Origin of the sequence: Peteryoungia ipomoeae, from assembly GCF_004912165.1 — a bacterium.
Lineage (GTDB): Bacteria > Pseudomonadota > Alphaproteobacteria > Rhizobiales > Rhizobiaceae > Allorhizobium > Allorhizobium ipomoeae.
Window position 1 is genome coordinate 1 of sequence record NZ_STGV01000004.1, and the last position, 23172, is coordinate 23172.

Below are 23172 nucleotides of genomic sequence, written 5' to 3' on the forward strand. Positions count from 1 at the left end.
GACATCCCATTGATTTTATGCAGTGTTTTGAATGGGTGCCGTTGGATGGTCTCAAAGGGGACCGCTTTGAGGTTTCTGCCTCCCTGGCTCCATAGGCTTGTTCGCCTTGCGTGGGAGCGCGTCGGCTGGCTAGTGTCGGCGTGCACTTAGGGGAGAGTTAGACCATGCGGATTCTTGATCGTGACGCCACCGAACAGGCGCTGCCTTGGCAGTCGCTCATTGATGCGTTGGAGCAGATGTTTGTTGGCGATTGCGTCATGCCGGTTCGCCACCACCACGCGGTAGAGGTCCCAGGCGAAACGGCTGCGACGCTGCTGCTGATGCCTGCCTGGACGCCTGGGATCTATATAGGGGTGAAACTGGTCACCGTTTTTCCGGACAATCATCTTCGCGGCCTGCCCGCGGTTTCCGGCGGCTATCTCCTGTCCTCCGGCAAAACCGGGGCGCTGCTTGCCCTGATCGACGGTGGAGAATTGACGGCACGACGCACGGCTGCGGCATCGGCGCTTGCGGCGCGTTGCCTCTCCAGGGAGGATGCCAGTCATCTGCTGGTGGTTGGCACCGGCCGGCTCGCACTCAATCTTATCGAGGCGCATTGCGAAGCTCGGGCAATCTCGCGCATTTCGGTCTGGGGTCGCTCCGCCGCCAAGGCACAGGCACTTGCGGCGGAAGCCCGGGCTAAGGGGTTTGAGGCAGACGCCGTCGTCGATCTTGAAGGAACAGCGCGCGCTGCGGATATCATCAGCTGTGCCACACTCTCCAGCGAACCCCTGATTCAAGGTGCCTGGCTGAAGCCGGGTTGCCATCTCGATTTGATCGGCGCCTTCAACGCGACCATGCGGGAGAGTGACGATCTCGCGATGCAAAGAGCGAGGATCTTTGTCGACACCCGCAGCGGCGCACTTGGAGAGGCCGGCGACATTCTGCAGGCTCTGCAATCGGGCGCGATCACGCCGGATGCCATTCTGGGCGATATGAAAGAGCTTCTGCTGGGCAAGGTCCAAGGTCGACAGTCGAGCGATGACATTACGCTCTTCAAGTCGGTCGGTGCGGCGCTTGAAGATCTGGCCGGAGCGATACTTGCTTATGAACGAACGGTTCAGCCGGATCCTTCCACAACGCCATGAGCAAGGAATTTCCCGATCTCCCGTCTCTGCCCATCCGCGAAAAGCTGGGAGAGATCACTCGTCATCTAGAGCAAGGCAACAGGCTTGTGCTTTCCGCGCCTCCCGGGGCTGGCAAGACCACGCTCGTTCCCCTTGCCCTGCTCAAGAGCGCATGGCGCGATGATCAGAAAATTATCTTGCTTGAGCCTCGACGGCTTGCAGCCCGCGCTGCGGCTGGCCGGATGGCCTCGCTTCTGGGTGAGACGGTGGGAGAAACCGTCGGTTACCGCATCCGGCTCGATACGCGCATTTCTGCAAAGACCCGCATCGAGGTCGTGACGGAAGGTGTTTTCGCCAGAATGATCTTGGCGGATCCTGAACTCTCGGGCATTGCGGCGGTTCTCTTTGACGAGTTTCACGAGCGATCGCTCGATGCTGATCTTGGCCTGGCCCTCTCCCTCGACACCCAGGGAGCACTGCGACCTGACCTTCGACTGATGGTGATGTCGGCGACCCTCGATATTGCGGGCGTTGTGCGACTGCTTGGCGATGTTCCTGTCGTGAAGAGCGACGGGCGCACGCATCCGGTTGAAATCCGTTATAGGGATCGAGGGGGTCTCGAACGCATAGAGGACGCCGTAGTCTCCGCAATCGCGGAGGTTATCCAACAGGAACAGGGGTCGGTCCTCGCCTTTCTTCCAGGCCAGGGCGAAATTCGCAAGGTGGCAGAGCGACTCGAGGGACTGCTTCCCGGCGACGTCGCTGTCGCGCCGCTCTACGGCAATCTCGATCAGGCCGAACAGAATGCGGCCATCCAGCCCTGCCGTTCCGGCAAGCGCAAAGTGGTGCTGGCGACCTCGATTGCCGAGACATCCATCACGATCGACGGAGTGCGTGTCGTGATTGACAGCGGCTTGCAGCGACTGCCGGTCTTTGAGCCGTCAACCGGCATTACCCGGCTCGAAACCGTACGCGTCTCGCGCGCTTCCGCCGATCAGCGTGCAGGTCGTGCCGGGCGTACCGAACCGGGGATCGCAGTTCGGCTTTGGCATGCCGGGCAGACTGCGGCCTTGCCGGCGCAGACGCCGCCAGAAATTCTCGCGACCGATTTGACCGGTTTTCTGCTCGATCTTGCCCTCTGGGGCGTGCACGATCCGGCTTCGCTTTCGCTGCTGGATCAGCCGCCGGGGCCGGCGCTTGCGGAGGCGCGCGAGCTCTTGATGCGTCTCGGCGCCCTTGATCAGCATGGGCACCTGACCAGGTATGGCCGCCGGATGCGCGACCTGGGGCTTCCCACGCGACTTGCAGCCATGGTGCTTGCGGCAGCAGGGGAAGGCAAGGCAGAGGCCGCAGTGGAATTGGCCGTGGTCATGAGTGAAACTGGTTTGGGCGGACCCGATATCGATCTCGAGGAGCGTTTGCGGCGCTTCCGCCGCGATGGCAGCGAGCGCGCCAAGGCATCCCGCCGCTGGGCCGCGCGGATTGCGGCTCAAGCTGTGGGAGAAACATCGGCCGCAACCTCAGAGTCCGACGAGCTTCCCGGCCCGCTGTTGCTTCGTGCATTTCCAGACAGGATTGCAAAACAACGTGGAGGGCGTGGCCGGTTTGTACTGGCCAATGGCCGTGGTGCTGAAATCGCAGAGACCGAGCGTCTCGCCGGAGCTGCAATGCTTGTGGTCGCAGATCTCACCGGCAGGGCACAACGCGCCAGAATTCTTGCGGCTGCCGAAATCTCGCTGGAGCAGATCCAGCAACACATGCCAGACCTGATAGAACAGCAGGATGAGACTGGCTTCGACTTGGCCTCGCGAGAGGTTCGAGCGCGGCGGACTACCCGTATCGGCGCCATTGTCCTTGAGAACGCGCCCTTACCAAAGCCCAAAGGAGAGGCAGCAGCCCTTGCACTGGCAAAGGGTGTCGCTCAGCTTGGTCCGGGATGCCTGCCTTTTTCCAAAGCGAGCCGACAGTTTCGTCAGCGATTGGCGTTCCTGCATCGCACGCTCGGGGAGCCCTGGCCCGATGTCAGCGATGCGGCCCTCTTGGCCGGTCTGCAAGACTGGTTTGTTCCCTTTCAAAGCGGCGTCGGAAGTCTGTCCGATATCTCCCCCGACAGCCTGCAAGCCGGATTGGCATCGCTCGTTCCGCATGGCCTGTCGCGCGATCTCGCAGCTCTCGTGCCGACGCACTTTACCGCCCCAACAGGGCAATCCCATCCGATTCACTACGAAGGCGATGAGCCGGTTCTGCAGATTCGTGTTCAGGAACTCTTCGGTTTGAAGGTTCATCCCACGATCGGCGGCGGCAAACTGCCGCTGCTGCTGGAGTTGACGTCGCCGGCTCACAGGCCCATCCAGACGACCAGGGATCTTCCCGGTTTCTGGAGTGGCTCGTGGAAGGACGTTCGGGCAGAGATGCGCGGGCGCTATCCGAAACACCCCTGGCCGGAGGATCCCGCTTCTGCGACGCCAACGCATCGTGCCAAGCCGCGCGGCACATAATGAAAGGACAGACTTCAATGGGCACGGATCTCGCCGCCAAATTCGAGCCTTCAAGCCGTAGGCTTCGCCTCGAGACGCTCATCCGCTTGCGGTGGGTCGCCGTTGCAGGCCAGCTGGTGACCGTGCTGCTTGTAGCGTTCTGGTTCGAGTTTTCGCTCCCGTTGGCGGCATGCCTTGGTCTGATTTCTGCGCTGGCCGCGGCCAATACCGTGCTCTGGCTGCGTTTTCCGGCGACCTATCGATTGGAACCCTTTGCTGCTTTTGCCGTGTTGTCGCTTGATCTGTTCCAGATGGGCGCGCTGCTCTTCATTACAGGTGGCCTTAGCAACCCGTTTGCACCTTTGATCTGTATTCCTGTGATCATATCCTTCGCCTCACAGCCCACTCGCCATTCAATCGCGCTTTTTGTCACAGCACTTGCCTTTATCACGCTGCTTGCCTTCACCACCTCGCCTCTTCCCTGGTTCGAGGGTCAGGCCTTGACCGTCCACCCGTTGCTGCAGCTCGGCATGTGGTGCTCGATTGTCTCGATGATGGCGTTTGCCGCCTTCTATGCCTATCGTGTCTCCCGCGAATCCAGCCTGCTCGCCGATGCATTGACCGCCACAGAGCTCATCCTTCAGCGCGAAAAGCACCTGCACCAGCTCGATGGGCTAGCAGCGGCTGCGGCGCATGAGCTTGGGACACCTCTGGCCACCATCAGCGTCGTTGCCAAGGAAATGGAGCGTGAGCTCGGACAGGACGAGCGTTACCGGGAAGATGTGCAGTTGTTGCGGAGCCAGAGCGAGCGCTGCCGCGACATCCTTCGGCGTCTGACGACACTGGCTAATGAAGACGAGGCGCATATGCGCCAGTTGCCTCTGTCATCCATGATCGAGGAAGTCATCGCACCGCAACGCGAATTTGGCGTAGAGATTGAGTTGATCGAACAGAGCGACCGATCCGAAGAGCCTGTCGGCATTCGCAATCCCGGCATCCTCTATGGCCTTGGAAATCTTTTGGAGAATGCGGTAGACTACGCTCGCTCGAAGGTCACGGTCAGTACCGAACACTCCCCCACCCATGTGCGCGTGACGATTGCCGATGACGGTGAAGGTTTTGCACCCGGTGTGTTGCAGCGTATCGGAGACCCCTATGTCACCGATCGCCAGCAAAACGCGCGCGCTGGAGGCCTAGGACTGGGGCTTTTCATTGCCAAGACCCTGCTTGAGAGATCCGGCGCCTCGCTGCGCTTCGAAAACGGCGAAGCGCCCGGGACTGGTGCCCGCGTTCTCGTGACCTGGGCGCGCGCCGACATGGAGGGCGGTGCCCCTTAGTGCTTTACCTTCGTGCCATTCGCACCATATAGAGCAATGGCGATACGGTAGAACAATTCCAGGGTACGCAGTATGACAACGACTTTCTCCGGGACTGCCACAAGCAACACATCTTCTCGCGAGAACGCGGAGGCTTTGGGTGAAGACCCTTCGCTGCTGATCGTTGACGACGACGCACCGTTTTTGCGGCGGCTGGCGCGCGCCATGGAGACACGCGGTTTCAAGGTCGATCTGGCGGAATCCGTCGCTGAAGGAATCGCAAAAGCGCGCCACGCGCCTCCCAGCTATGCTGTGGTCGATCTTCGCCTCGGCGATGGCAATGGCCTGGATGTGATCGAGGCAATTCGGGAAAAACGCGACGATACGCGGATCATTGTCTTGACCGGCTACGGCAACATCGCGACCGCCGTCACAGCGGTCAAGCTTGGCGCGCTCGACTATCTGTCGAAACCTGCCGATGCGGACGACATCTTTCTGGCTCTCACCCAGCGGCCCGGTGAGAAAGCGGAAGTTCCCGAAAATCCGATGTCAGCGGACCGCGTACGCTGGGAGCACATTCAGCGAGTGTACGAAAGCTGTGAGCGCAATGTCTCGGAGACGGCACGTCGGTTGAACATGCACAGGCGCACGCTGCAGCGTATCCTTGCCAAACGTGCGCCGCGCTGACTTTCAGGAAAATGGGCGAGCGGAGATTTCTGCCTGCATCAGGCGTTGCGTCGCAACCCTTGCATAGGTCAGCGTAATCGATTTTCGCGTGGCCGGTGCAAGGCGATGCTCGGGGGCTTCGCGCGACAAATGTGCGCCATATCCGTCCGAAACAATCAGGCCGCAATCCGGCGGGAAGATGTCTTCCGGCACACCTGGATGCGTGGCGAAAAAGAGCCGGTCACAATAGTTGCGGTATTCCGGCCATTTCCTGTCGACACGGAAATCCTCGATCGATGACTTGATCTCGATAATCCAAATCTCGCCCTTGCTTGACAGTGTCACAAGATCGGCGCGGCGTCCGTTCGCCAGGGTAAGCTCTGGCAGGAGCGCCAATCCCATGTTGGAAAAGAGAACTTGCACACCACGCCGAATCAGGACGGCACGATCCGACTGGCGGCCGTCAATTAACGGATTGCTAACCCCGATCGAAACTATCGTCATGGATAGAGTCCCCTTCCCCACATCAGCATGTTGCAAAAAAGCAATGCGCCGTCACTTTGCTGGCTGGCCTGGGTTTTGGTGACAGATGACACTTGCCTGTCTGCCGTTAATCCAAAATAAACCATAATCAAAGATGGTCACCGAGCCATTTCCCATCACACTTCAAGAGCTTTCACATGCGCTTCCGCACACTCTCGACCGCGCTTGCCTTCACACTGACAATCGGCCTTGCAGGCTGCACCACGACCTCCGGTGACAACAAGGAAGTCGCCGAGACGACGAAGGTGCAGATCTTCAGCGACTCCTACGGGAAGGTCACGGATGCAGGATTTGCTCTGCCGTCAATTCCAGTCGAAAAGCTTGATAAGAAGTATCATCGACAGATTGTCGATTATAAGACGAGTGAGAAGCCCGGCACAATCGTTGTCAACACGCGCGAACGCTTCCTCTACTATGTTCTGCCGCGCGGCAAGGCTGTCCGTTACGGTATCGGCGTTGGCAAACAGGGATTTGCTTGGGGCGGCGAGGCCTATATCGCTTGGAAGCAGGCCTGGCCGACCTGGCATCCACCGAAGGAAATGGCCGAGCGGAAGCCGGATGTCGCGAAATATGTCGAGAAGGGCATGGAGCCGGGTCTGACGAATCCCCTTGGCGCGCGCGCGCTGTATCTCTTCAATGAAAAGGGTCAGGATACCCTTTTCCGTCTGCATGGCACACCGGAATGGCGCTCCATTGGTACGGCCGCATCCTCGGGCTGCATCCGTCTGATGAATCAGGATATCATTGACCTCTACGACCGCGTGAAGCCGGGCCGTGGCACCAAGGTCATCGTGCAGCAGTAAGCGCTGAATTTAAATAGCAAGCATTGCAAAAGCCGCCGGCATTACCGGCGGCTATTCTGTTGCCGAGTTCAGAATGCTATGTCAGGCGGCGAGGCTCGCCTTCCGCTGCAGGCGGCGGCGGTGGAGAACAGGCTCCGTATATCCGTTGGGCTGCTCACGTCCTTTCAGGACCAACTCAAGTGCGGCCTGAAAGGCGATTGATGCCTCGAAATCTGCGGCCATCGAGCGATAGGCGGGATCAGCGGCATTCTGGCCATCCACAACGATTGCCATTCGCTTCATTGTTTCGACAACCTGGGCCTCCGAGACGATCCCGTGATGGAGCCAGTTGGCGATATGCTGCGCCGAAATGCGAAGCGTTGCGCGGTCTTCCATAAGGCCGACATTATTGATGTCCGGCACCTTCGAGCATCCGATGCCCTGATCGACCCAGCGGACGACGTAGCCGAGAATCCCTTGCGCGTTATTGTCCAGTTCGCGCTGGATTTCGTCTGCCGTCCAGTTCGGGCGACTAGCGACCGGAACCGACAGGATATCGGAGAGCGATGCCCTAGGGCGGGTAGCAAGCGTCTTTTGAACAGCTGCAACATTGACGCTGTGGTAATGCGTGGCATGCAGCGTGGCCGCGGTCGGAGACGGAACCCAGGCCGTGTTCGCGCCGGCCTTCGGATGTCCGATCTTCTGTTCCAGCATCGCTGCCATCAAATCTGGCATTGCCCACATACCCTTGCCAATCTGGGCATGTCCGGAAAGCCCGCATTCGAGCCCGATATCGACATTCCAGTTTTCATAAGCAGTGATCCAGGCTGCCTGCTTCATGTCGCCCTTACGGATCATCGGGCCTGCTTCCATCGAGGTGTGCATCTCATCGCCCGTACGGTCGAGAAAGCCCGTGTTGATGAAGACGACGCGCTCACGTGCGGAGCGAATGCATTCCTTGAGGTTGACCGTGGTTCGGCGCTCCTCGTCCATAATGCCCATTTTGATGGTGTTCGGCGCCATGCCAAGCAATGCTTCGACGCGCGAGAAGATTTCACAGGCAAAGGCGACTTCTTCCGGCCCGTGCATTTTGGGTTTGACCACATACATCGAGCCCGCCCGCGAATTCTTCCGCCGGCCATTGGCGCCAATATCATGCAGGGCGATTAGCGCGGTGATGGCGCCATCCATAATGCCCTCCGGCACAGGATCGCCTTCCCGATCGAGGATCGCGGGATTGGTCATCAGATGGCCGACATTGCGAACGAGCATCAGCGAACGACCGGGTAATGTGCTCTCTTCTCCATTCGGACCGATGAAGGTGCGGTCATCCGCCAGGGCGCGAGTGAAGGTCTTTCCGCCCTTGGTCACTTCTTCTGTCAGATCGCCCTTCATCAGTCCCAGCCAGTTGGCATAGACGACAACTTTATCCTCCGCATCGACAGCAGCGACAGAATCCTCGCAGTCCATGATGGTGGTGACAGCCGATTCCAGCCTGACGTCGTTGATGCCAGCGGGATCATCCCGGCCTATGGTACCGGCACGATCGACAACGAGTTCGATATGGAGCCCGTTTTTGCGCAGAAGAAGTGCTTCCGGCTGCTCCGATGCCCCATGATATCCAGCAAATTGCATGGGATCCGCGAGGCCGGTCAGCGATCCGTCAGTGAGCGTAACAGCAAGCGCGCCGTCTTGAATAGAGAGATCAGTGACTGAGGCCCAGGCGCCGGCAGCCAGGGGCGCTGAGCGATCGAGGAAATCACGTGCCCAGGCAATGACCTTGTGGCCGCGCGTGGGATTGTAGCTTCCGCCCTTGGCTTCCTCGCCATCATCCGAAATCGCATCGGTGCCGTAGAGTGCATCGTAGAGCGACCCCCAGCGGGCATTGGCTGCGTTTAGCGCATAGCGCGCGTTCATGACGGGAACGACGAGTTGGGGGCCGGCAATGGTTGCGATTTCAGGATCGACATTGGTCGTTTCGATCTTGAACTCCGGTCCTTCCGGCAGGATGTATCCAATCTCCCTGAGAAAAGCCTCATAGGCCTTAAGGTCGATCGGTGCGCCATTTTGCCGATACCAGCCGTCTAGCTTTCTCTGAAATTCGTCGCGCTTTGTCAGCAGGGCTTTATTCTTCGGCGCGAGGTCATGGATGATTGATGACAAGCCAGCAAAAAACGTGTCGGGATCGACGCCAGTGCCCGGGATGGCCTGGACGACGATGAAATCGTGAAGCCCTTTGTCAATCGATAGACCGTTTTCCTGTACGTAAGCCATTGTCGCTCCTCGCTCTCTGAGTTCTTCACAGTCATCCCCGCGGAGGGTTTACAGTCAATCCGGCACAAATGCGAAAGATTGTTTCCATAACAGAAACTATGAATCTCGAGCGTGCCGAGGCCTACCACTGGCGGTGGCCGTCAGCCGCGCTTCGATAAGGCGCCTTCGTCCTTCAATTTCAGGTGCTTCAATGTGCTCGACAAGATGAAGTGAAACGTCAAGGGCGCCATTCGCTTCTGCCCGTTGGGTCGCGAGGTGAGAAGCACGCTTGCGAGCGATCTGAAGGGCTTCCTCCTCATCTGTGAATCGGTCTGTTGTGCCATCCCCGGAGAGAATGTAGATGCCCTCTTCCGGTGACGATATCAGCAAGGTGGCGCTGGTGCGGACCTGCCCCACCACAGCACCAATCGCGTTGGCGACATCGGCATCGGCTGGAATGCTGCAAACAGCACCAAGCATGTCGGCGATTGCCGGATAATAGACACCGGCGGAGGCACCGAGGCCTATCAAGGGACGATCAAGCGACACGCTGAGGCGAGTGATGCCACTGCTGCGGGTCAGCGCGCGGTCCAGCAAGGTGGATTTCGCCGGATCGATTTCCGCCAATCCGTCTTCAGCCAATGTCGATGCCAGAATGACCTCGGCGGACTGTCGGGTCAGGCGGGCGATGATGCTCTCCGCCATTTTTTGCGGGGATGCGGCAATCGGCTTGCCTGAGCCGTCCTTGCGGCGGATTGCGAGCAGCGTTCCAAGTTCGGCGGCTTTCGTATCCCACTGCGCCTGCCGCCCAAGGACATGCATTGCGTCCGATGGGGTCAGACCGCAAATATGCACCAAGCCTCTTGCGACCAGACGATCAAGCGTCGCGACCTGCTGCGTAACGGTAATCAACTGGTCAAGCGGCATCGGCTCTGACCCAAGTCGAGCAAACAGGCTTGCTTCCTGCGGCTGCAGCCCGGCTGCAAGGGCATCCGGCATCCCGGTTTTGACGGCAAATCGACCGTCCCAGCGGCCAAGGAAACTCGCGCGCAATTGACGTTCCAGATGCGAGACAATCACTTCGCCGTGCAAAGCACCGGCAAGGCTCAAGGGGATGAGCCGGCGCGGGCCGAGGTCGATGCGCCCTTGCAGGCCTCGGTCATCGATCCTGACCTCTGAATCTCCTCCGAGTCCAAACGTGCGCATGGCCACCGCCTCGACCATCGTACGGTATCCGCCGACGACAGCACCGTCGCCATCAAGCCTTGGCAAGCCATCTTCCATCACGGCAACATCCGTCGTCGTACCGCCAATGTCGGATACCACCGCATGGGCATGTCCGGTGAGATGGCGCGCACCCACAAGGCTTGCGGCCGGGCCGGATAGGATGGTTTCAATGGGCCGCAAGCGTGCCTCGGCTGCGGCAATCAGGGCACCGTCACCCCGGACCACCATGAGTGGCGCGCCGATGCCGCGATGGGCCAGATAGCGCTCCGCCGACCCTATCAGCCGATCAATCATGGCGACCAGACGTGCATTGAGGAGTGTCGTCAAGGCACGACGCGGTCCGCCGAGTTTTGACGAAAGTTCATGACTGCAGGTAACGGGCAGGCCTGTTCGCGCCCGGATGAGATCGCGCACCCGGATTTCGTGGCTGGAATTGCGCACGGCAAAATAGCCTGCAACGGCGAAGGACGACACTGATTGGCCAAGCACCTTGAGGGCTTCTTCAAGCGAGCCGATGTCCAGAGGCGTTTCGTTGCCGTGAACATCGTGCCCCCCGGCGATGAAGATCACGGGATCGGAGCCAAGAGCGTCTGCGAGACCGTCGCGTTTCAGATCTTCTGGGCCAAAGCCGATCATGACGAGAGCGGCTCGTCCGCCTTGTCCTTCCACCAGGGCATTTGTGGCGAGGGTGGTCGACAACGAGACTAGTCCTATGTCGTCAGGACCAATGCGGGATGCTGTCAGCACATTCTCAAATGCTTCGGAAATCCCCACAGCAAGATCGTGACGCGTCGTCAGTGCCTTGGCCTTGGCAACCAATCCTGTCGTTTCGCTGTAGATGACGGCATCGGTATAGGTGCCACCGGTATCGATACCCAGCATAAAATCCGCAGACACGCTCTTCCCCGCATGAAAATCCTTACGCGCAGTTATGCATGGGGTTGGTGCCGGTTTCCAGCGCAGTCGCGTCGACTTGATGCCGGTTTTAGAGCCGGCGCGCTGTGACCCGCATCGGAAGCCCGCCGGCAGGTTGAGTGGTCAGCTTCTGAACCGGCCATGGGTTGGTGTCCGGCGTTACGTCAAACCGGTAGCTGCGCATCAGAACGGCTAGAGCGATGACAGCTTCCTGCAAGGCGAATGTCGCGCCGATGCAGACGCGCGGTCCAGCGCCAAAGGGAAGATACTGAAAGCGACCGATCTCCTCACGGTTCTCCGGCAGAAAACGGCTGGGATCGAAGACGCGCGGACTTTCCCAATAAAGCTCGTGGCGATGGAGCGTCCACGGCATCACCAACACCGTGGTCCCCTTGGCGATCTCCACCACCGTGCCATCGGCGGCAACGTAGCGATCGTCAGCAACAGCATCCCGATTGATGGAGGGAGCCGGCGGATAAAGCCGCATGCCTTCTTCAAAGGCCGCCCGTACATTCGGCATACGGTCCAGCCAGTCAACGGGATCTGCGCCCTCCGACAGGACGGCATCAATTTCCTCTTCCATGGCGGCACGAACATCCGGTGAATGGGCAACACAATAGAGTGTCCATGCCAATGCCCGGGCCGTTGTCTCATGCCCTGCCCCGATAAAGGTCAGGATATTGTCTTCGATTTCTGTAGCCGTGAGGCCGTCGGGTCGCTCCAATTCCAACATCAGCGTCAGAAAATCGTCAGGCGCACTATCGCGATCCCTTTCCATGACGTGGCGGCGCTGATCCATCGTCTGCCGAACAATGGCGCGAAATTTCTTCAAGACGCTGGCCCCGCGGATACGCGTCAGACGCGGTAGCCATTTGGGTGCACGCAACAAATCGAGTGGATCGATACGGCCCATGGAGTGCAGCAAGTCTTCGACATCATGGGCAAAATCGCCTTGTTCGGAGACGATTCCACCAGAAAACAGGGTCTCCGACAGGATCGCAAAGGTCAGGTCTGTCATATCGACCGCAATATCTCGGACCACACCGCTATCGTCAGAGACATAGCGAATGGCAAAAAGTTCGGACTGTTCACGCATCTGCCGGGAAAAGCTGCGGGCATGGCGAGGTGTGAACACGGGCGCCATGGCTTTGCGCGATCGTTTCCAGATCGGGCCTTCAGCCGTCAGCAAGCCGTCGCGCAGGATCGGCCGCAAGACCAGCTGGCGGATTTCCGACATCTCATAATTTGCAGCATTGTCGACCAGCACATGGCGAATGAGGCCTGGATCATTTGCAATGATCGTCGTCTGGCCAAAGAAGCGCGTAACGATCCACGGCCAAGTATAGGACGGCAGCCCCCACAGCTCGAGGGGATTGCGCAAGACGGTACGAATGATCTCGAGCCGGCTTGGCGGTATCGTCCGCGGAATCGGTGCCGGCGGTTCGAACCGTGCACGCTTCACTTTTGCATCCATGCCATGTCTCCAGGGAGCAAAACGCTCCCGAGGAGTTAGAGCAGACCCTTGAGGTCGTCCAGTCGATCGTTGATCAGCCAGCCGTAATAGTTTTCTTCCGGCCAGGCCGATCCACCACCTGCGCGCTTGGCAGCCAGTGCACGCGCCCTCTGCTGGGAACCTCCGATGTTGAAGAGCGTCGCCGTCAATCCGGGATTGTTGGAGATATCCACGTTGGCAATCTGCTTGTAGTCATCGATGGATTTGCGGATGACGGCGGCCATAAAGGCCAGCGAAATATCCGGATCCATGATTGCCTTGTAGACACCGGCAGCATCCTTTTCATCAAGCTTCTTGTAGCCGGATTTCTGGTTGACTAGATCCGACAGCATCAGCGCTGTCAGAGGATTGATCTGACCGAGGCCGAAAGTCTGGCCCGCGTAAAATGGCTGGAAGAACACTGCGCTGAAGCGATTGTTCGGGTAGGATTGACCACCCACCGTCTTGCCGCGAAATGTCGCCTCCCACACCTGTTCCCGGCAGGTCCAGAGCCGGTAGGAGTCGGACAGGCCGTTGCAGCTGGAAAATTCCGGCCGGGCCACGAATTCTGAAACGCTTTCATTGTCATGGGCAAAGCGGAAGCTGTTCCCAGCATAAGACGCTGCCTTGACGTAGTAACTTTGCAGGCTGTCATAGGCATCGACGTTATAGGTGTGCTCGCCAACAATCGCCCCGATCATGTGCACCGGAGCAATGCCATAGTCGGCGGCAGTCTTCTTGATCTTACCAATCAGCGCTTTGTCGTTGCGCAGGAGATCGAGAACCTTCTCGTATTTGACATCGAATGATGTCTTGCCGGCCTTCGTGCGACGCACCGAGGCGCCGGGAACCGCTGGCTGCTCAGCATGACGATTGCCGGGCGGGACGGCCTGGGCTCCAATGGCCGTCTGGGTAAGTCCGGCCTGAAGCCCGACGAGCAGAAGAAGGATTTTCGAAAATCGATGCACGTTCCACAATCCTGGACAGGGCCAATCACGGGGATGATCTGCAGAGGTCGAATGGCCGTTTTGTGACGGCATTCCATACATAAGCAAGGGCTGGATTGTCGACACGACCAGCCCTCACTTTCCTGGCACCCCTTTTGGAAAGTGACCGGTAGATGCACAAAGATCACAGAATGTAGCGACTGAGATCCGTGTCCGACGCGAGATCGCCGACATGCTGCTGAACATAGGCCCTGTCAACCATGACATCCTGGCCGCTGCGATCGGGCGCATGGAACGAGACCTCATCCAAGACCCGCTCCATCACCGTCTGCAGCCTGCGGGCGCCAATGTTTTCGACTGACTCGTTTAGCTGAACGGCAACATCAGCCAGAGCGTCAATCGCATCCTCGGTGAAATCGAGGTTCAAGTCTTCGGTCGCCATAAGGGCCTTGTACTGCCGAATAAGGCTTGCCTCGGTTTCCGTGAGGATGCGTCTGAAGTCTTCCTTCGACAGCGGTTTCAACTCGACACGAATGGGAAGACGACCCTGCAATTCCGGCAGGAGGTCGGACGGCTTGGAGACGTGGAACGCACCGGATGCGATAAAGAGAACGTGGTCGGTCTTGACCGGACCGTACTTGGTCGAAACCGTCGTCCCCTCAACAAGCGGCAGCAAATCGCGCTGTACGCCTTCGCGGGAAACGCCAGCGCCCATGGCTCCTTCGCGTGCTGCGATCTTGTCAATTTCGTCCAGGAAGACAATCCCATCGTTTTCGACCGACCGCACGGCTTCCCGCTGGATGACCTCGTTGTCGATCAATTTATCGGACTCATCACGGATGAGATCATCGTACGAGGCTTTTACGGTGGTACGGACTTTCTTGGTGCGATTGCCCATTTTACCGAACATTTCCGAGATATTGAGGATGCCGACATTGCCTCCCTGCATGCCCGGAATCTCAAAACCCGGCATGCCGGAGCCGCTATCGGCCACCTCGATGTCGATTTCCTTGTCGTCGAGTTGGCCGTCGCGCAGCTTCTTGCGGAAGCTGTCACGCGTTGCGGGCGATGCCGTCGCACCCACCAGAGCGTCAAGGACCCTCTCTTCGGCAAGAGCATGGGCCTTGGCCTGAACCTCCTGGCGCTTGCGATCGCGAACCAGCGTGATCCCGACTTCCACCAGGTCTCGAATGATCTGCTCCACGTCACGACCGACATAGCCGACCTCTGTGAACTTCGTCGCCTCGACCTTGATGAAGGGCGCGCCTGCGAGCTTCGCCAGGCGGCGGGAAATCTCCGTCTTGCCGACGCCGGTCGGGCCGATCATCAGAATGTTCTTCGGCATCACTTCGTCACGGAGATCTTCCGGAAGCTGCTGCCGACGCCAGCGGTTGCGCAGAGCAATCGCGACGGCACGCTTGGCATCGTGCTGACCAATGATATGTCGGTCGAGTTCGGAAACGATCTCGCGCGGGGAAAAATTCGTCATTTGACTTGCTCCTGGCGATGCGGCGGCGCACGCGCATCGAATTGAGTTCAGCCTGCCTGCAAGGTTCACGGCCTGCTGTGGCCGCTAGTCCACTCAGGCAGCGTCGAACGTTTCGACGACCATGTTGGTGTTGGTATAAACGCAAATTTCACCGGCAATGGTGAGTGCGCGTGTGGCGATGTCTTCGGCAGGCGTATCCGTATCCATCAGCGCGCGTGCAGCCGCATAGGCAAAATTGCCGCCCGAGCCGATTGCTATCGTGCCATGTTCTGGTTCAAGAACGTCGCCATTGCCGGTAATTGCCAGTGTGATGGTCTTGTCGGCGACCAGCATCATCGCTTCGAGATTGCGCAAGTATTTGTCTGTGCGCCAATCCTTGGCGAGCTCAACGGCCGCCCGCATCAACTGGCCGGGATACTGTTCGAGCTTCTTTTCCAGCCGGTCCAGGAGCGTGAAGGCATCCGCAGTTGCCCCCGCAAAACCGGCGATCACATCGCCATTCTTGCCGATGCGGCGAACCTTGCGGGCATTGCCCTTCATCACGGTCTGGCCAAGGCTCACCTGGCCATCACCAGCCATCACCACCTTGCCGCCCTTGCGTACGGTAATAATCGTTGTCATCCGTCACCTGTTCGCCTGCCTGCGCAGGCCCTCTAGCAAGCGGCATCGCCGCTCTTTTGTCGAAACCTATGTAAGTGGCCTTCGGTCGATTGCAATCTGGTGCAGGCGCGGTCAGTCCGCTTTGCGGCAACGCAATGTAACTTCTGGATATTTCTGCGCTTGGCTGATAAGGGAGGGCCAATAGTCCGATGGAGCAGCCAAATGGCCGAGCGTAAAGGCGAAATTTCCCGCAAAACCAACGAAACGTCGGTTGCCGTTTCCGTCCATATCGACGGCAACGGAACGGGCAAGATCTCGACCGGTGTAGGCTTTTTCGATCATATGCTTGACCAGCTTTGCCGTCATTCCCTGATCGACATGGAGATCGAGGTGAAGGGTGATCTTCACATTGACGATCACCACACCGTCGAAGACACGGGTATCGCACTTGGGCAGGCCCTTTCCAAGGCACTTGGTGACCGCAAGGGGATCACGCGTTACGCCTCCATCGATCTTGCCATGGACGAGACGATGACCAAGGCAGCAATCGATGTCTCCGGCCGACCGTTCCTGGTTTGGAACGTCAATTTCAGCGCGCCTAAAATCGGCACATTCGATACCGAACTGGTGCGGGAGTTCTTCCAGGCCTTTGCGCAGAATGCCGGCATCACGCTGCATGTTCTCAATCACTATGGTGCCAACAACCATCATATTGCTGAGACCTGCTTCAAGGCTGTGGCCCGTGCTATTCGGACGGCAACAGAGATTGATGCGCGACAGGCCAACCGCGTTCCCTCCACCAAGGGTAGCTTGGTTTAAGGTAGATCTCCGACGGAAGGATGCCACTTTGCTCCGACCGATTTGATATCGGGGTCGTTGAGCTGAAAGGACAAGACTATGCGTGTGGCAATCATCGACTATGGTTCGGGCAATCTGCGCTCTGCTACCAAGGCCTTTGAGCGAGCAGCCCGTGAAGCGGGCGTGGATGCTGAAATAGAACTGACCGATAAAGCGGAGCGCGTTGCCACTGCCGACCGCATCGTTCTCCCGGGCGTCGGCGCATATGCTGACTGCCGCAAGGGCCTCGATGCCGTCTCCGGCATGCATGACGCCATCGCTGAAGCTGTCGAACTGAAAGCACGCCCGTTTTTCGGGATTTGCGTCGGCATGCAGCTCATGTCGTCGCGCGGGCTTGAGAAGACCGTGACCGAAGGCTTCGGGTGGATCAAGGGCGATGTGGTCGAGATGACGCCTTCCGATGCCAGCCTGAAAATTCCGCAGATCGGCTGGAACACGCTGAACCTCAATCGGACGCATCCGCTGTTCGACGGCATTGCGACAGGTGAGACCGGCCTGCACGCCTATTTCGTGCATTCCTACCATCTGGCAGCTGAGAATGCCGACGAGGTGATCGCGACGACCGACTACGGTGGCGCCATGACCGCCTTCGTCGGGCGCGACAACATGGTCGGCGCCCAGTTTCACCCCGAGAAAAGCCAGGCACTCGGCCTGAAGCTGATCGCCAATTTCCTCAACTGGAAGCCCTGAATTTCCGCAAGGACTGCGCCATGATTCTTTTTCCCGCCATCGACCTCAAGGACGGCCAGTGCGTTCGCCTCAAGCTGGGCGACATGGATCAGGCAACCGTTTACAATCCGGATCCGGCGGCCCAGGCTCTCGCGTTCGAAGAGCAGGGCTTTGAATGGCTGCATGTGGTTGATCTCAACGGCGCCTTCGCCGGGGAAAGCGTCAACGGCGATGCCGTCGACGCCATTCTCAAGGCGACCAAAAACCCCGTGCAGCTTGGCGGTGGTATACGCACGCTTGAGCATATCGAAAACTGGCTTTCGCGTGGCCTGTCCCGCGTCATCCTCGGCACGGTTGCCGTCCGTGACCCGGCCCTTGTCATCGAGGCCTGCAAACGTTTCCCGGGCAAGGTTGCAGTCGGCATCGACGCCAAGGGGGGCAAGGTGGCCGTCGAGGGCTGGGCGGAAGCCTCCGAACTTGGTGTGATCGAGTTGGCCCAACGCTTCGAAGGTGCGGGCGTTGCCGCGATCATTTACACCGATATTGACCGCGACGGCATTTTGACTGGCATCAATTGGGCCTCAACGCTTGAACTGGCCGAAGCCGTTTCGATCCCGGTCATCGCCTCGGGTGGGCTCGCCTCGATCGACGATGTCCGGCGTATGCTGGAACCCGATGCACGCAAGCTCGAAGGTGCGATTTCAGGCCGGGCACTTTATGATGGCCGCATCGACCCGCAAGAAGCGCTTACCCTGATCAAGGCAGCAAGAGGCTGAGGTAGACCCATGACCCTGAAGGCCCGCGTAATTCCCTGCCTCGACGTCAAGGACGGTCGTGTCGTCAAGGGCGTCAATTTTGTCGATCTCATCGATGCCGGAGATCCTGTAGAAGCTGCCAAAGCCTATGATGCCGCCGGTGCAGACGAACTCTGCTTTCTTGACATCACCGCATCTTCCGACAATCGCGACACGATTTTTGACGTCGTCGCTGAGACGGCCGACCATTGTTTCATGCCGCTGACTGTCGGCGGCGGCGTGCGCGCCGTTTCCGATATCCGCAAACTGCTGCTTTGCGGCGCCGACAAGGTGTCGATCAATTCGGCAGCGGTAAAGAACCCGGATTTTGTTGCCGAAGCAGCGGACAAGTTCGGCAATCAATGCATCGTTGTATCGATCGATGCGAAGAAGGTTTCACGTGAAAACGAAAGCGACCGCTGGGAAATCTTCACCCATGGCGGGCGCCAACCAACCGGCATCGATGCCGTTGAATTCGCCATCAAAATGGTTGAACGCGGTGCTGGCGAACTGCTCGTGACTTCCATGGATCGCGACGGGACAAAGAGCGGGTATGACATCGGCCTGACGCGAACCATTGCCGACAGCGTGCGTGTGCCGGTCATTGCCTCCGGCGGTGTGGGAACGCTCGATGATCTCGTTGCGGGTATCCGCGATGGCCATGCCACCGCCGTGCTGGCCGCCTCCATCTTCCATTTTGGCACCTATTCCATCGCCGAGGCAAAGGCGCACATGGCTGCGGCCGGACTTGCCATGCGACTGGACTGAGGGAGATCGAACCATGACCTCTTTTTCTTTGACCGACCTTGAAGCGATCGTCGCTGAACGGGCAAAGGCGAGCCCAGACGAATCCTGGACCGCCAAGCTCGTGGCCGGTGGCCAGCCGAAGGCGGCCAAGAAACTCGGCGAAGAGGCGATCGAAGCTGTCATGGCCGCCGTTACCCAGGACCGCGACAACCTCGTCTATGAGAGCGCCGATCTGCTGTATCATCTGATGGTCGTATTGAATATTGCTGACATCCCGCTACAAACGGTGATGCAGGAACTCGAGCGCCGGACCTCTCAGACAGGCCTGAGCGAGAAGGCCAGTCGGCGGGATCGATGACGATAGCTATGCGGGAATCCGAGACGCCAGAAGTCCTCGATCATTTTCAGGCTGACGGTTATTCGCCCTACCACTTTTTCACGTCCCAGCAGTGGGCACAGTTTCGTGCGGATACGCCGCTGACGCTAACGGCGGATGAACTGCGCCGGCTGCGCTCGCTCAACGACCCGATCGACCTCGACGAAGTGCGGCGGATCTATCTATCTCTGTCCCGACTCCTGTCGGCGCATGTGGAATCCTCTCAGCTTCTGTTCGAGCAGCGCAACCGCTTTCTCAGCATGTCCGACGTTCTGAAGACGCCCTTTGTCATTGGAATCGCCGGTTCTGTTGCCGTCGGCAAGTCGACCACAGCGCGTATCCTGAAAGAGCTTTTGGCCCGCTGGCCGTCAAGTCCAAAGGTCGATCTCGTCACTACGGATGGCTTTCTCTATCCGAATGCTCACCTGATCAAAAATGGCATTCTCAATCGCAAGGGCTTTCCCGAGAGCTACGACATCGGCGCGCTCTTGCGCTTCCTATCGGCGATCAAGGCAGGCCTGCCGAACGTCAAGGCCCCCTCCTATTCGCACCTGACCTATGATGTCCTGCCAGACCGGCATCAGGTGATCGACAGACCCGATATCCTGATCTTCGAGGGTATCAACGTTCTCCAGTCCCGCGACCTGCCGGCGGATGGCAAGATCGTTCCCATGGTTTCGGACTTCTTCGACTTCTCGATCTATATCGATGCCGATGAGGCGGAGATCCATCGCTGGTATGTCAAGCGCTTCATGAATCTTCGCCAGACGGCGTTCCGCGATCCGAGTTCGTACTTCAATCGCTATGCGACGATCAGCGAGGAAGAAGCGCTCGCAACTGCCGAAGGTCTCTGGGAAAACATCAACCTGAAGAACCTCAGGGAAAACATTCTGCCGACCCGGCCTCGGGCCGATCTGATCTTGCGCAAGGGCGACAATCACCTGGTCGAGACAGTGGCCCTGCGCAAGCTTTAGGCGCTTGTCCGGCCTGCGTCGGGGGTCAAGGGTTGACGCGACGCAGGGTCAGATTGATTCGGCCACCCGCTTTCAAAAGCGTCGACGTCCCAGGATAGATGCGGTCGACACCATGAAAGCACAACCGCCCCTCCCCGCCCAGCACGAAGACGTCACCGCTTGCCAGCTTCAGGGACTTCGTCCGGTCCGTCCTTACCAAGCCGCCGATGCGAAAGAGGCATGTGTTGCCAAGCGAGATGGACAGTACCGGCGCTCCGAGGTTTGCCTCGTCGCGATCCTGGTGCAGGCCCATCTTGGCATCATTCGCATAGAAGTTCACAAGGCAGGCCTCGGGATCGAGCGGATAGCCGGTGACGTCCTGCCAAAGTGCGATCAGTGATGGCGGGATCGGCGGCCAGGGTTTGCCGGTTAGCGGATGGAGCGGCTGATATCGATAGCCGCGCTCCTTGTCGGTAACCCAGCCCAGCGAGCCGCAATTCGTCATCCTTACCGACATAGGCCGGCCCGAACCCGGCATGACAGGAACATAAAGCGGTGCCTCCGTCACGATCCCGCGGATTGTCTCGACCAGTGCTTCCTGCTCGTCGCGCGTCAAACGACCTGGCAGATAACGAAGGCCGGACTGAAGTTCGATTTCGGTTGGTACACCTGCCATCTCAATCTCCGAGCGGCTTGCCCCGCATCTTCTTCACCTCGGACCGTCCGGACTTTTCCTTCAGGCGGCGTTCAATTGCGCCCTTGGAGGGTTTGGTCTTCTTGCGCGGCGGCGGGGGCGGCTTGGCCGCTTCGAGGATCAACTCCTTTAAACGTTCGCGGGCGGCTTCGCGATTGCGCTCCTGGCTGCGGAAGCGGCTGGCCTCGATCATCAGCACGCCGTCCTTGGACATGCGTCGACCGGCGAGCTTGGCAGCATTCTGCTTGACCCGGTCATTGAGCGCAGGAGAGCCGAGAAGATTGAAATAGAGCTGAACGGCAGTGGAAACCTTGTTGACGTTCTGGCCACCCGGACCGCCTGCCAGCACGAATTGCTCCGTCAGTTCCCAGCCGGCGATGGTAATTCGGGAATTGATCTCTAGCGGGTCACTGGCCATGGCGTCCATTCTCGTTGTCCGCTTCCATATCGGCCGCCAGGTCGGCAAAGGCAAGGCAGAAGCAGAAGAGGCCCGGCAGAATTGCCGGGCCTCTCGGACAATGAAGAATAGCCGCCTATTATTCAGCCGCCAGACGCAGTCCGGGTGCCGCGTCCAACACTTTACCATCGACGTGATCCTCGAACTTGGCAAAGTTGTCGTTGAACATGCCGACAAGCTTCTTGGCCTGCGCATCGTAGGCCGTCGCATCCGCCCAAGTGGAGCGCGGATCAAGAATCGTGGCATCGACTTCCTCGACCGCGACGGGCACTTCGAAGCCAAAGTTCGGATCGACACGCATCTGCGACGCCTTCAGGTCGCCATGCAGTGCCGCCGCCAGCAGGGCGCGCGTCGCCTTGATCGGCATGCGCCGCCCCGTGCCGTAGGCACCGCCGGTCCAGCCGGTGTTCACCAGCCAGCAATCGACGTTGTGGCGCGCGATCAAATCCCGAAGCAGATTGCCGTATTCTGCGGGATGGCGTGGCATGAAGGGCGCACCGAAGCAGGTCGAGAACGTCGCTTCTGGCTCGGTAACACCCTTTTCCGTGCCCGCCACCTTTGCGGTGTAGCCCGAAAGGAAGTGGTACATTGCCTGTTCAGGCGTCAGTTTGGCGATCGGCGGCAAGACGCCGAAGGCATCCGCCGTCAACATGATGATGGTCGTCGGGTGAGGCGCAATGCCGGTTTCCGAGGCATTCGGGATGAAATGCAGCGGATAGGCGCACCGGGTGTTCTCGGTCAGTGAGCCGTCATTGAAGTCCGGAACGCGGTTTTCGTCGAGAACGACATTTTCAAGCACTGTGCCGAAGCGTTTCGTGGTGGCGAAGATCTCCGGCTCCGCTTCGGCCGAGAGACGAATGGTCTTGGCGTAGCATCCACCTTCAAAATTGAAGATGCCGTTTTCGCCCCAGCCATGCTCGTCGTCGCCAATCAGCGTGCGGTTCGGATCGGCCGAGAGCGTGGTCTTGCCCGTGCCGGAAAGGCCGAAGAATACGGCGGCGTCGCCGTCGGGCCCGACATTCGCCGAGCAATGCATTGGCATGACGCCCTTCTCCGGCAGGAGGTAGTTCAGCATCGTGAAGACCGACTTCTTCATTTCACCGGCATAGGACGTCCCGCCGATCAGCACGATACCGCGGTTGAGATCACAGGCGATGACCGTTTCCGTCCGGCAGCCGTGGCGCGCCGGATCGGCGCGGAAGCTCGGCAGATCAATGATCGTCAGCTTCGCCTGAAAATTGTTCAGCGCTTCTGTCGCCGGGCGAATCAACAGGTTGCGGATGAAAAGCGAATGCCAGGCAAACTCCGTGACGACGCGGGTGGGCAGGGCATTCTCGCTATCCGCACCACCGATCAGATCCTGGACAAACAGATCCATGCCCGCAACATGATCCAGCATGTCCTGAAGCAGAACGTCGAAATGCTCCGGCGTCATCGGCTTGTTGTTGTCCCACCAGATCTGTCCATCGGTCGCGGCATCACGGACAACGAACTTATCCTTGGCCGAACGCCCCGTGTGCTGACCCGTGAGCGCGCGCAGCGCGCCATCGGCCGTCAGCTCTGCCTCTCCGCGACGAAGTGCTTCCTCGTAGAGCGCGGCTTCCAGGAAATTGTAGCGAACACTGGCGGCCTTACCCAAACCAATGTGAGCGAGACCCATAGCCGGGTTCCGAATGCCGAGTTCCTCCATAGGACGCCTTCCTCTTGCCTGGCGGTGACGATGAATGCGCGGAAACTAGATACAGACATTCGAAAATGCAAGAAGAAGTTAGAAAATACGCAATAAAATCATATATTTAATCGATTTAAAA

The 23172-nt window shown here is 58.9% G+C and carries 21 protein-coding genes; 11 read left to right on the forward strand and 10 right to left on the reverse strand.

Translation table 11 applies throughout. From position 1 onward, the window contains the following. Window positions 1-164 precede the first annotated feature (164 nt). The 4 genes from lhpI to FAA97_RS12440 all read left to right on the forward strand — a co-directional run bounded on the left by lhpI (window position 165) and on the right by FAA97_RS12440 (window position 5586). Window positions 165-1127, forward strand: a complete 963-nt coding sequence (gene lhpI, locus FAA97_RS12425; RefSeq protein ID WP_136598880.1) for a bifunctional Delta(1)-pyrroline-2-carboxylate/Delta(1)-piperideine-2-carboxylate reductase — start codon at window positions 165-167, stop codon at window positions 1125-1127. Then, window positions 1124-3604, forward strand: a complete 2481-nt coding sequence (gene hrpB / locus FAA97_RS12430) for an ATP-dependent helicase HrpB (RefSeq protein ID WP_136598881.1) — start codon at window positions 1124-1126, stop codon at window positions 3602-3604. The genes lhpI and hrpB overlap by 4 nt, the downstream gene beginning before the upstream one ends. A 17-nt stretch (window positions 3605-3621) precedes the next feature. After that, window positions 3622-4920 (forward strand): ActS/PrrB/RegB family redox-sensitive histidine kinase, encoded by a 1299-nt coding sequence (locus tag FAA97_RS12435; RefSeq protein ID WP_136598882.1) that lies wholly within the window; start codon window positions 3622-3624, stop codon window positions 4918-4920. Window positions 4921-4992: 72 nt separating this feature from the next. Further along, complete coding sequence (locus tag FAA97_RS12440; protein WP_136598883.1) at window positions 4993-5586, forward strand: ActR/PrrA/RegA family redox response regulator transcription factor; 594 nt, start codon at window positions 4993-4995, stop codon at window positions 5584-5586. A 3-nt stretch (window positions 5587-5589) separates the two neighbouring features. Here the strand turns inward: FAA97_RS12440 and FAA97_RS12445 are convergent, their stop codons facing one another. Then, the gene (locus tag FAA97_RS12445; protein WP_136598884.1) at window positions 5590-6069 is read right to left on the reverse strand and encodes an MmcB family DNA repair protein; all 480 of its coding nucleotides are present in this window, start codon (window positions 6067-6069) and stop codon (window positions 5590-5592) included. Between the two features lie 176 nt (window positions 6070-6245). Between FAA97_RS12445 and FAA97_RS12450 the strand changes: the two genes are divergently transcribed. Further along, a complete protein-coding gene (locus FAA97_RS12450) occupies window positions 6246-6911 on the forward strand; it encodes a L,D-transpeptidase (protein WP_136598885.1) in 666 nt (221 codons plus the stop codon). 81 nt (window positions 6912-6992) lie between these two features. Here the strand turns inward: FAA97_RS12450 and FAA97_RS12455 are convergent, their stop codons facing one another. From FAA97_RS12455 to hslV, 6 genes are all read right to left on the reverse strand, one after another. Further along, window positions 6993-9164 carry a malate synthase G gene (locus FAA97_RS12455; RefSeq protein WP_136598886.1) on the reverse strand — a complete coding sequence of 724 codons (2172 nt, stop codon included), beginning with the start codon at window positions 9162-9164 and terminating at the stop codon, window positions 6993-6995. 96 nt (window positions 9165-9260) lie between these two features. Continuing rightward, a complete protein-coding gene (locus FAA97_RS12460) occupies window positions 9261-11267 on the reverse strand; it encodes a hydantoinase/oxoprolinase N-terminal domain-containing protein (protein ID WP_136598887.1) in 2007 nt (668 codons plus the stop codon). Between the two features lie 88 nt (window positions 11268-11355). Next, window positions 11356-12759 carry a cytochrome P450 gene (locus tag FAA97_RS12465; protein ID WP_136598888.1) on the reverse strand — a complete coding sequence of 468 codons (1404 nt, stop codon included), beginning with the start codon at window positions 12757-12759 and terminating at the stop codon, window positions 11356-11358. A 35-nt stretch (window positions 12760-12794) separates the two neighbouring features. After that, complete coding sequence (locus FAA97_RS12470; protein WP_246041482.1) at window positions 12795-13727, reverse strand: DUF1402 family protein; 933 nt, start codon at window positions 13725-13727, stop codon at window positions 12795-12797. A 181-nt stretch (window positions 13728-13908) separates the two neighbouring features. Continuing rightward, on the reverse strand, window positions 13909-15213 hold the full coding sequence (hslU, locus tag FAA97_RS12475) for an ATP-dependent protease ATPase subunit HslU (protein WP_136598890.1): 1305 nt from the start codon (window positions 15211-15213) through the stop codon (window positions 13909-13911). Window positions 15214-15306: 93 nt separating this feature from the next. Further along, window positions 15307-15834 (reverse strand): ATP-dependent protease subunit HslV, encoded by a 528-nt coding sequence (gene hslV, locus FAA97_RS12480; protein ID WP_136598891.1) that lies wholly within the window; start codon window positions 15832-15834, stop codon window positions 15307-15309. 201 nt (window positions 15835-16035) lie between these two features. Here hslV and hisB point away from each other — a divergent pair, with 201 nt between their 5' ends. The 6 genes from hisB (at window position 16036) to coaA (ending at window position 20231) form a co-directional block, all read left to right on the forward strand. Continuing rightward, complete coding sequence (gene hisB / locus FAA97_RS12485) at window positions 16036-16632, forward strand: imidazoleglycerol-phosphate dehydratase HisB (protein ID WP_136598892.1); 597 nt, start codon at window positions 16036-16038, stop codon at window positions 16630-16632. A 78-nt stretch (window positions 16633-16710) separates the two neighbouring features. Further along, window positions 16711-17361: an imidazole glycerol phosphate synthase subunit HisH gene (gene hisH, locus FAA97_RS12490; protein ID WP_136598893.1), complete on the forward strand. Its 651-nt coding sequence runs from the start codon at window positions 16711-16713 to the stop codon at window positions 17359-17361. A gap of 20 nt (window positions 17362-17381) precedes the next feature. Next, the gene (hisA, locus tag FAA97_RS12495; protein WP_136598894.1) at window positions 17382-18116 is read left to right on the forward strand and encodes a 1-(5-phosphoribosyl)-5-[(5-phosphoribosylamino)methylideneamino]imidazole-4-carboxamide isomerase; all 735 of its coding nucleotides are present in this window, start codon (window positions 17382-17384) and stop codon (window positions 18114-18116) included. Between the two features lie 9 nt (window positions 18117-18125). Then, on the forward strand, window positions 18126-18902 hold the full coding sequence (gene hisF, locus FAA97_RS12500) for an imidazole glycerol phosphate synthase subunit HisF (RefSeq protein WP_136598895.1): 777 nt from the start codon (window positions 18126-18128) through the stop codon (window positions 18900-18902). Window positions 18903-18915: 13 nt separating this feature from the next. Further along, entirely contained in the window at window positions 18916-19239 is a 324-nt protein-coding gene (locus FAA97_RS12505) for a phosphoribosyl-ATP diphosphatase (protein WP_136598896.1), read from the forward strand. After that, a complete protein-coding gene (coaA, locus tag FAA97_RS12510; protein ID WP_168800992.1) occupies window positions 19236-20231 on the forward strand; it encodes a type I pantothenate kinase in 996 nt (331 codons plus the stop codon). Before FAA97_RS12505 ends, coaA begins: the two co-directional genes overlap by 4 nt. A gap of 25 nt (window positions 20232-20256) precedes the next feature. Here coaA and FAA97_RS12515 read toward each other — a convergent pair whose 3' ends face one another. The 3 genes from FAA97_RS12515 to FAA97_RS12525 all read right to left on the reverse strand — a co-directional run bounded on the left by FAA97_RS12515 (window position 20257) and on the right by FAA97_RS12525 (window position 23051). Next, the gene (locus FAA97_RS12515) at window positions 20257-20886 is read right to left on the reverse strand and encodes an alpha-ketoglutarate-dependent dioxygenase AlkB family protein (protein WP_136598897.1); all 630 of its coding nucleotides are present in this window, start codon (window positions 20884-20886) and stop codon (window positions 20257-20259) included. Window position 20887: 1 nt separating this feature from the next. Continuing rightward, on the reverse strand, window positions 20888-21322 hold the full coding sequence (gene arfB / locus FAA97_RS12520; protein WP_136598898.1) for an alternative ribosome rescue aminoacyl-tRNA hydrolase ArfB: 435 nt from the start codon (window positions 21320-21322) through the stop codon (window positions 20888-20890). Window positions 21323-21440: 118 nt separating this feature from the next. Continuing rightward, entirely contained in the window at window positions 21441-23051 is a 1611-nt protein-coding gene (locus FAA97_RS12525; protein ID WP_136598899.1) for a phosphoenolpyruvate carboxykinase, read from the reverse strand. Between the last annotated feature and the right edge of the window lie 121 nt (window positions 23052-23172).